Source organism: Candidatus Effluviviaceae Genus I sp., from assembly GCA_016867725.1.
Taxonomy (GTDB): domain Bacteria; phylum Joyebacterota; class Joyebacteria; order Joyebacterales; family Joyebacteraceae; genus VGIX01.
Window position 1 is genome coordinate 1 of the sequence record VGIX01000049.1, and the last position, 10034, is coordinate 10034.

8 protein-coding genes are annotated in these 10034 nt (G+C 69.3%); all 8 read left to right on the forward strand.

The annotated features are described in order from the left end of the window. The first annotated feature begins 11 nt into the window (after window positions 1-11). Complete coding sequence (locus tag FJY74_08555) at window positions 12-590, forward strand: DNRLRE domain-containing protein (GenBank protein ID MBM3308363.1); 579 nt, start codon at window positions 12-14, stop codon at window positions 588-590. A gap of 70 nt (window positions 591-660) precedes the next feature. Further along, complete coding sequence (locus tag FJY74_08560) at window positions 661-1584, forward strand: VCBS repeat-containing protein (GenBank protein ID MBM3308364.1); 924 nt, start codon at window positions 661-663, stop codon at window positions 1582-1584. Window positions 1585-1835: 251 nt separating this feature from the next. Further along, window positions 1836-3110, forward strand: coding sequence for an MBL fold metallo-hydrolase (locus tag FJY74_08565; GenBank protein MBM3308365.1), 1275 nt, complete (start codon window positions 1836-1838; stop codon window positions 3108-3110). A 76-nt stretch (window positions 3111-3186) separates the two neighbouring features. After that, complete coding sequence (locus tag FJY74_08570; protein ID MBM3308366.1) at window positions 3187-4125, forward strand: sugar ABC transporter permease; 939 nt, start codon at window positions 3187-3189, stop codon at window positions 4123-4125. Beyond that, entirely contained in the window at window positions 4125-5177 is a 1053-nt protein-coding gene (locus FJY74_08575) for a carbohydrate ABC transporter permease (protein ID MBM3308367.1), read from the forward strand. The genes FJY74_08570 and FJY74_08575 overlap by 1 nt, the downstream gene beginning before the upstream one ends. A gap of 17 nt (window positions 5178-5194) precedes the next feature. Further along, the gene (locus tag FJY74_08580) at window positions 5195-6457 is read left to right on the forward strand and encodes an ABC transporter substrate-binding protein (protein ID MBM3308368.1); all 1263 of its coding nucleotides are present in this window, start codon (window positions 5195-5197) and stop codon (window positions 6455-6457) included. Window positions 6458-6512: 55 nt separating this feature from the next. Continuing rightward, complete coding sequence (locus FJY74_08585; GenBank protein ID MBM3308369.1) at window positions 6513-7580, forward strand: hypothetical protein; 1068 nt, start codon at window positions 6513-6515, stop codon at window positions 7578-7580. A 7-nt stretch (window positions 7581-7587) separates the two neighbouring features. Further along, window positions 7588-10034: lamin tail domain-containing protein (locus FJY74_08590; protein MBM3308370.1), on the forward strand; the 2447-nt coding region annotated here is incomplete at its 3' end.

A 10034-nucleotide genomic window follows, 5' to 3' on the forward strand; every position in this document is an offset into this window, starting at 1 on the left:
AGGGCGGAGCCATGGCTGGCATCGGTTCTGCACGGTGGTGGTTGCCGGCGTGCTGCCTCCTGGTTCTGGCGGCAAGTCAGCCCGCTGAGGCGGCCAGGCTGACGCTCACGGCTGAGGACGTCGGGTACATCGAGAGCGACGGTCCGAGACCGGAGGGGCGCATGCTCGTGCGGTTCGCGATCCCTGGGGAGCTGAGGACGGGGTGCGTGGACCTCGCGGTTCTTGAGTTGAGGGCGCCGGTGTCGTCGGACGGGCACGCGAGCCGCGTGCCGCTGGAGGCGTATCCGCTGACGGCGGAGTGGGACGGCGGCACGGTGGACTGGGACGGGGCGTGGACGACTCCGGGCGGCGACTACGATGCGTCCGTGCAGGCGGTCTGGTTCGCGGAGCCCGGCGAGAGCTCGGCGGCGAGGTTCGACGTGACAGACGTTGTGGCTGCATGGGCGTCCGACGCGCTTGCGAACTGCGGGCTGCTTGCGGCGGTCGAGTGCGGTTCGCCTGGGTCCATCGGGCAGGCGGATGGCCAAGGCGCGGGGAGCGAGGTCCCCGTCCTGCGGGTGTGGTACACGCCGGGGGACGACGACCGGTGAGACACGGAGCGCTGGTCCGGAGATGACACCCGACGCGGTGGCGTCGAGTGCCCGGACGGAGGTGATACATATGGCACGCACTGCCATGGCGATGACAGTGGCGGCTGCTCTGATGATGTTGGGATGCGGCGCCGCGACTGCGACGGAGGTGTACTGGACACCAGCGCACGAGCAGGCTCCGCAGGGCATCCAGAGCTCGATCACCTGGGGGGACCTCGACGCCGATGGTGATGCCGACATAGCTCGCGGTTCGGACTTCGTGTGCTGGAACGACGGGGGCTGCCCGGGGCCGCCGGTCTGGCGGGTCCAGATGGGCGTGCTCCCAGGCACTCCGAGCTGCTCATACCGCCAGACCACGCTGGGAGACCTCGATGGAGATGGGGACCTTGATCTCATCTACGGGTGCTTCGAGCCGCAGTTGCATATGTTCTGGAACGTGGGGACCCCGCAGGTACCCGCGTGGCAGTACGATCCCTCGATGTTCCAAGGCGGCGCGAACTACTCGGTGCCGTTCTTGGCGGATCTCGACGGTGACGGGGACCTCGACTTGATCATGGTCACAGGCTGCGCGGGGGCGTTCTTCCGCGAGAACGTCGGGACGCCGCAGGCGCCAGTGTGGGGAGGAAGCTCTGTCAACATTCCCCCAGTCTACCTCCCGCCGCCGGCGTCGATCGCGCTTGGAGATCTGGACGGAGACGGTGATCTGGATTTCCTGGGGTTCAGCACAGACACCCCGCTCACGTGCTGGGAGAACGTGGGCACTCCACAGTCATGGAGCTTCGTCGAGAACCCGGCCATGCTCACGGGGATTGCGCTTCCTCCGGGCAGTCGCTGGGGCCTCGCGCTGCCCGACCTCGACTGCGATGGAGATCTCGACCTGCTCGTTGTTGTCATGGTTGGGTACGCGATGGAGACGTTCGCGTACCTGAATGAGGGTCCAACGCCCGTGAGCCCCGCGACTTGGAGCAGCATCAAGGCCCTCTACAGGCAGTAGCATGGAGCAGCCAGCATCAGGGCCGGTCCCTCGGGACCCTGCCATCTGTGACGGGGTCCCGTTGTGTCCGGGGGAGCATGCTCCCTGGACCGTGACCCAGATCAACGCCCGCATCGCGGCGGCCCGCCCGCCCCCCGCCCCTCCCTCCCTTGACTCCCGCCCCCTCCTGCCGTACACTCCCCGTGCCTCGCCGCCGCCGCGGCGGCCGGGCCGAACCCGCCTCTCGCAACGAACAGAAGGAGCTTGGACCCATGGGACGAGCCAGACTCTTCCTCGTGGCGTCGGTGTCCCTCGCGCTGCTGCTTCTTCCCGCCTGCAGCGAGCGGGGCGTCAACCCCTTCGATCCCGCGCAGGACCGCGAACCCCCCGTCGTGACGAGCTTCACCGTGGTGGACGGCCGCGCCGTCTGGACCACCGACGAGCCGGCGCTCTGCGTGCTCGAGTACGGTCCGGCAGGCCAAGCCCGCGACCGCTACGTCTACGAGGCCACGAAGACGCACGCGACGGCCCACGAGGCGACGTTCCTGGGGATGGAAGACGGGGTGTCCTACGAGCTTCGGGTGCGCAGCCGCGACCGCGCGGGCAACGAGGCCTACGGGAGCGACGTGCCGATGCCCGTGACGGTCGCCGGCGCCGCGTTCACCGGCGAGCGGATGACGCTCGCGATGATCAACGTCGGGTGGGGCCTCTCCATGGCCCTCACGACGCCCGGCGGCTCCAACGTGCTCATTGACGCGGGCCGCGACCCGCACCTGAACAGGGTCGTGAGCTTCCTCCACGGCCACGGCATCAGCTACCTCGACGCGGCAGTGCTGACGCACCACCACGGCGACCACTACGGCGGCTACGCCGCGAGCCAGGGCATCCTCGAGCGCTTCGGCGTCTCGGAGTTCATCGTCCCCGACACCACCTACCTCTTCAGCCCGATGATCCCGGCCGTCGCCAGCAAGCTCACGGCCTACGGCATCCCCGTGACCTACGTCCGCCGCGGCGACAGCAGCGACAACACGCCCGCGCTCGACTGGGACGACACCCCGGGCTTCCGCGTCGAGGTGCTCGCGGCGGGCCTGGGCGGGCTCATCCCGGACGAGGGGAGCACGAGCGGCGAGGGGATGAACGGCAACAACGACTCCATCGTGATGCGCATCGAGTTCCGCGGGGTGTCGTTCATCACGACCGGGGACGCCGAGTTCTTCGCGGAGTACTCCGTCATCAACGCGTACGGGCGAGCCGGCACGAAGGCGGACGTCCTCCAGATCGGACACCACGGCAACAACGACGCCTCGTCCGAGCTCTGGCTCGACAACGTCTCCCCGCGCGTCGCCCTCATCTCGAACGCGATGGTCGAGGCGGCCCTCGAGAAGGAGATCGTCCTCCAGGGCATTCGCGCGGTGGAGGCGGACTACCTCGTCACGGACCGGGTCGTGCCGAACACGCCGCGAGACGCCCCGCCCTGCTACGGGCACCTCATCGCGGTGACGGACGGCGAGGTCGTCGAGATCGTCGTCGAGGAGCACAGCTGGTAGGCCGAAGCGCGGCCGCCCGGCGGCCGCGCGCGAGCATGCGATGGACTGGCTCACGGAACTCAGGCGCAAGAGGTTCATGGACCCCGCGACGGCGGTCCTGTACCTCGTTCCTGCCGCGGCGATCATCGCCGTCTTCCGTCTCGCGCCCATCGCCTCGGCGTTCCTCGTGAGCTTCTTCGACGTGCGGATGGGGCGGCTGCGCGGGTTCATCGGCCTTGCGCACTACACCCGCCTCTTTCAGGACCCGGTGTTCTGGAGCTCGCTCGGCACGACGGCGTACTACGTCATCGGCGTCGTGCCCCTGAGCCTCTTCCTCGCGCTCTTCGCCGCGGTGCTCCTCAACCAACGGATCCGCGCGCTCGGGTTCTACCGCACGGTCTACTTCCTTCCGGTCGTCACGTCGCTCGTCGCGGTGTCGGTCGTGTGGAAGTGGATCTTCCACCCGCGGCTTGGGCTTCTGAACTACGTCATCACGCTTTCGGGGGGCAGGGCGCTCCAGTGGCTCGAGGAGCCGCGCGGCGTGTTCGACATGATCGCGGGCGCCGCCGGATGGACCTGGTGGCCCGGCTGGCTCGCGGGCCCGAGCCTCGCGCTCGTCGCCGTCGTCATCGTCTCCGTGTGGCGCGGCATCGGCTACAACATCGTCATCTTCCTCGCCGGCCTCCAGAACATCCCCGACCAGTACTACGAGGCCGCGCGCATTGACGGCGCGAGCCCGCGGCAGATGTTCTGGCGGATCACCTGGCCGCTTCTGTCGCCCACGACCTTCTACGTGCTCCTCAGCACGACCATCGTGTCGTTCCAGGTGTTCACGCAGATCTACCTCATGACCGGGCCGCCCATCGGCGGGCCGATGGGCACGACGAAGGTCACGGTGTACTACCTCTTCGAGAAGGGCTTCGACGCCGGCGGGAACATGGGCTACGCGAGCGCGGTGGCGCTCGTGCTCTTCGCGATCATCCTGTCGCTCACGCTCCTCCAGCGGAGGGTCGTGGAGCAGAGGGTGCACTACTGATGGCGGACGCGGCAGTGAAAGCGGCCGAGGCGGGAGCAGGCGGCGCGGCACGAGCGGCCGGCGCGAGGGCGGCGGCGGGACACCGGGCGCGGCGCGCGGCGCGCCGGGTCTGGGTGTACGCGCTCCTGTGGCTCGGCATCGTCATCATGGTCATGCCGTTTCTGTGGATGGTCACGACGTCGCTCAAGTCGCCCATCGAGATCCTGACCTTCCCGCCGACGTGGATCCCCACGGGGCAGTTCGTGCGCGGCGCGGACGGGGAGTGGCGGGAGGTCTACGTCGCCTCGCGCGACGGGCGCGCGGGGACGGCCGTCGTGCGGCCCGCCGAGGGCGGCCCGGCCATGACCGTGCCGCTCGACGAGCTCCACAACAGGGTCCGCTTCAGGTTCGGCAACTACGCAGCCGCGTGGCGCCAGGCGCCGTTCGCGCGCTACTACCTGAACACCGTGTTCGTCGTCCTCTGCACGCTCGCGGGGCAGCTCGTGACGTCGTGCCTCGCGGCGTACGCGTTCGCCCGCATGCGCTTTCCGGGCCGCGACGCCGTGTTCCTCCTGTTCCTCTCGATGATGATGGTGCCGGAGCCCGTGTACCTCGTGCCGTCCTACATCATCCTCGCCAAGTTCGGGTGGATCGACACCTACCAGGCGATGATCGTGCCGTGGCTCGCGTACATCTTCAGCATCTTCCTGCTGCGGCAGCACTTCAAGACGATCCCCAACGACCTCTACGACGCCGCGATCATCGACGGGTGCAGCCGGTTCGCGTTCCTCTGGCGCATCGTCCTTCCGCTCTCGAAGGCGACCCTCGCGGCGGTCTCGATCTTCACGGTCGTCTCGACGTGGAACTCGTTCCTGTGGCCGCTCGTCATGACGAACACGCCGAGCGTGCGGCCGCTTCAGGTCGGCCTCGCGCGGTTCGCGCAGGAGCAGGGCACCAACCACGAGCTCATGATGGCGGCCGCGGTGTTCTCGATCGCGCCGCTCGTTGTCGCGTACTTCATGGCGCAGAAGCAGATCATCCAGAGTCTTGCCACTTCGGGGATCAAGGGGTAGCACGATCGGGGGTTGCGATGAAGAAGATGCTGGCGTGCGCGGTCCTCGCGATGGTCGTGTGCGCGCTCCTCCTGAGCGCCTGCGGGAAGAAGGACCCGGGCGTCCAGTTCTGGCACGCCATGGGCGGCCCGCTGGGCGACACGCTCGACGTGCTCGTGGCGGAGTTCAACCGCACGCACCCGGGCTCCGACATCCGCTCCATCGGCAACGCCAACTACGAGGCGCTGTCGCAGAAGATCATGGGGGCGGTCGCGGCGGGCCAGCCGCCGGTCCTCGCGCAGGTCTACGAGGCGTGGACCGCCGAGCTCATCGAGAACGGGAGCGTCGAGCCGCTCACGGAGTACCTGCGCGGCCCGAGCGGGCTTACGGCCGAGGAGCTCGCGGACTTCCTGCCGGGGATGATCGAGAACAACACGTGGGACGGCGTGCTCTACTCCGTGCCGTTCAACAAGAGCGTGCGGGCCCTCTACTGGAACAAGGACCTCTTCGCCGCGGCCGGGCTCGACCGCGCGCCGGCCACCTGGGACGAGTACATAGAGTACGCCAGGCGCCTGACGATGGATCTGGACGGCGACGGGGGAGTGGACCAGTGGGGCACGGCGGGGCGCATCGACGCGTGGATGTTCCAGAACCTCCTGCTTCAGAACGGAGGCTCGATCCTGACGCCGGACGGGACCGCGGCGGCGTTCGACCGCCCGGAGGGCGTCGCGGCGCTCGAGTTCATGGTGAAGCTCCTCACGGAGTACGGAAAGGTCACGAGCGGCTACGAGTACCAGAACGACTTCCAGGCGGGCAAGGTGGGGATGATCGAGGGCTCGACGGTGTCGCTGTCGTTCATGCACGGCAAGTACGCGTTCCAGATGGCGACCGCGCCGCTTCCCGCGGGCACGCAGCGCGGCTGCCTCGTCGCCGGCACGAACGTGGCCATCTTCGCCGACGCGCCGCGGAAGCACAAGGACGCGGCATGGCAGTTCGTCAAGTGGTTCACGAGTCCGGAGATCACGGCGCGGTGGGCGGCGGCGACGGGATACGCGCCCGTCAGGATGAGCGCGATGGACCTGCCTGTGATGACGCGCCGGTTCGAGGAGGTGGAGGGGTGGCGGGAGGTCTTTGACCAGTTCGAGTTCGCCGGCTACGAGCCGCGGGCGACCGGGTGGTACGCCGGGCGGAAGACGCTCGAGGAGACCGGGGTGGAGAGCGCCCTCAGGAAGCACAAGACGCCGGGCGAGGCGCTTGCCGCCGCGGCGGCCGCGGTGAACGCGGCACTGGCGGCTCGCTAGGGCGCGGACGCGCGACGGCCGCGGGGCCACCCTGACGCTACGAAGGGAGCATTTGATGGGACCGAGGATCAGACGAGGGATCGCGAGCATCGCCGCGGGAGCGTGCGTCTTCGCCGCGGCTGCCGGCGCGCGCGCCGTGACCGTCTGCGACATCCAGGCGTACAACGCCATCGGGTTCTCGCCGCTCGTGGGGCAGCTCGTCACCGTGCGCGGCCAGATCACCGTTCCGCCCGGCATCTTCCAGCCGCAGTACAGCTCGATGTACGTGCAGCAGGGCGACTGCGGCGTGAACGTGTTCTGTTACACGCCGCTCGGGTCCGTGCTGGCGCTGGGGGACTCGGTCCAGGTGACCGGGGTCGTGGAGGAGTACGTGAGCCCGGGGTCGGGAGCGGGGGCGACGACCGAGATCTTCTGCGACAGCGTGGACCGCATCGTGCTGCTCTCGACGGGTCACCCGGAGCCGCAGCCGACGCTCCTGTACATCGACGAGATCGCGCGGGAGTCGAGCGAGGGGCGGTTCGTGCGGACGTACGGCATCGTCCTTGAGAACGACCTCAACAACACGATGTACCTCGGCGACAACACGGGCTACGTCCAGGTGTTCCGCAACTTCAACGACAACATCACGTTCGCCCCGTACCGGAGCGGCGACACGCTGACGGTGACGGGCGTCGTGCTCCAGTACGACCGCACGTCGCCGTACTTCGACGGCTACGAGCTCGTGCCCCGGTACCAGAGCGACATCGTGGAGGGCGGGATCCCCGACACGACGGCGCCGGTGTACGCGCCCAAGGCCGAGCTCTCGGTTGAGTCGAAGCCGTTCTACCCGGACGTGGGCGAGGTCTTCCCGATCGGCTACGCGGCGCCTGACCGCAGCAGGACCGTCATGACCGTCTACGACCTTCAGGGCAGGGTCGTCCGGTCCCTCGTGGACTGCGAGTACAACGGCCGGTCGGCGCTGCCGCAGTTCGGGCGTGAGCGGATCAGGGGGTGGGACGGGCGGGACGACCTGAGAAGGCTCGTCGTCCCGGGCGTGTACATCGTTCGGTTCGAGATCACGGAGGAGGACGGCTCGGCCGGCGTCGCCACCGCGCCGGCGGTCGTCGGCGCGAAGCTCAGGTGAAAGGGCCATGACCATGCTGCGAAGACTCTGTTTCTTGACGGCGGCCTTCATGCTCCTGGCGCCGCCCGCGCTCGCCCAGGTCGTCCCGATCTCGGAGGTGAACGCGGACGACGACGACGGGCACCCCGCGCTGTGGACCCAGATGGTGACGGTGAAGGGCGTGGTGACGGTCCCGACGGGGCTCCTCGCGAGCAGGAACGACATCTACATCCAGGACGCGACGGGCGGCGTCAACGTGATCCAGGACCTGACGGCGTCGCCGTTCGTGGCGGCCGGTGACAGCGTCCTCGTCACGGGCCGCGTGTCGGTGGCGAACGGCAAGAGGACGTTCATCCTCGTGAACCCCGGCGGCGCGCCGGGCTCGCGCATCCGCATCACCTCGCGCGGCAATCCCGTGCCGGCCCCCGTCGAGCTCACGGCGGCCGAGGTCATGGCGAGCGGAGAGGACTACGAGGGCAGCTACGCCGTCGTGCGCGGCGTGACGCTGCCGTTCCCCAGCCAGTGGCCCTCCGCCGTCCAGACCGCGGACCGTGCGACCACGGTCGCCGACGGCAGCGGCTCGTGCTGGATCTGGTTCGACGTGGACTCGGACGTGAACGGCTCGCCGAGGCCGGCGAACGCCTTCGACCTCTACGGCGTCGTCGTTCCCGACATCCGAGCGGTGGGAGGGCAGCCCGGACACGGCATCCTCCCTCCGTCGAGGGCGGACGCGCGCGCGCTCGGCTCCGGCAGCGGCTTCTGCGCCGTGTCGCCGGACCGCGTGTACGCGGGGCAACCCACGACGATGTCCTTCGCGCTCACGGGCGAAGGCGAGGCGCTCACGCGCCTCTCGGTGGGCCTGCCTGTGGGGTGGTTGTTCTCGGGCCTCGCGCGCGACGCGACGCTCAGCGGCCCGGCGTTCGCGGGGGCGTCGGTCGTCGCCGACAGCACCGGCGCGGGCCTCGTGACGGTCGCGGGCGCGTCGCTCGCGTACGGGTCCCCGGGCACGATCAGGCTCGTCGGCGTCGTGCCGCCCTCGTCGGCCGGCACCGGCGCGTTCACGGTCACGACCGCGGTGGCCGGGGGCGTCCTCACGCCGATCCAGCGGCAGCCGTCGGTCGGCGTCGGCGCGCTCGCGACCGCGGGCGCCGTGCTCATCAACGAGCTCTACGCGCACGGTGCGGACTCCCAGGACCGCTCGGAGTTCATCGAGCTCCACAACCCCGGCGCCGAGGCGGTGAACCTCTCCGGGTGGGTGCTCACGGACATGGACGACTCCGGCGTGTGCGGCGGCGTGAACCTCTGGGAGTTTCCGTCCGGCGCGAGCATCGCGGCGGGCGGCTACCTCGTCGTCGCCAAGGACGCGCGGAGGTCGGCTTCGCAGGGGTTCCAGCCGGTGTTCGGTTTCTACCCCGACTACGAGCTCTTCGACAGCACGCACGGCGACGTGGACCACGCCGGAACGCCCAACCTCATCCTCGTGACCCCGCCGAACGGCAACCCTGCCGTGTCGCAGGAGATCCGGCTTCTCGGCGGCCCGGACGGCAACGGCACGCTCAAGGTGAACACGCCGTCGTACGAGGCCGTGTTCCTCTCTTCCGACCGCACGAGGGCGAACCTCGTGGACGCCGTCGAGTACCGGGACCCCGTCTACTGGCTCGAGGACCCGTGCGCGTCGTTCGACGGGCTCGGCAGCGGCGACGATGCGTGGGTTCCCGGGCCGCCGCAGGGCTACTCGCTGGGCCGCGACGCGAGTTCGACGGACACCGACTCGAGCCGCGACGACCTCTTCCTCGCGTCCACGCCGACGCCGAGGGCGGTCAACCAGCCGGTGGACGTGGGCGCGCCGTCGGCGTCGTCGGCCGCGTCCGTGGCCGACGTCTTCGCGACGGTGACCTTCAGCGAGCCCATGGACCCCGAGACCGCGACCGACGCGGGTTCCTACGTCGCCACGGGCGGGATCTCGGTGCTCGAGGCGTGGCTCTCGCGCGACGGGCGGACGGCGCTCCTCAGGACCGACCCGCAGACGCCGGACCAGTCGTACGGGCTCACGATCCAGGGGGTCGAGGACCGCGCGGGCAACGTGATGCCGACGGCCTCCCTGCAGATCTTCGGCTACCACGACGCGATCACGCCGATCGCCGACGTTCAGGCGTACGACGACAACGGGTACTCGCCGCTGTGGGGCGAGGACGCGACGGTCGTCGGTTTCACGACGGTCCCGCCGGGCATCTTCCAGGCCGGCAAGACGAGCATGTACATCGAGGACCTCGAGCAGTACGGCCTCAACGTGTACTCCCCGAACCTCATGACCAGCCCGCCGCTCGAGGGCGACCTCGTGCGGGCGAGCGGCATGGTCATGGAATACCGGAGCATCAACTACGACAACCCGATGACGACGCCGCCCGGCTCGACGACGGAGATCCTGAACGCGTCCATCGTGGTCGTCGCCCGCGGCTTCGACATCGTGCAGCC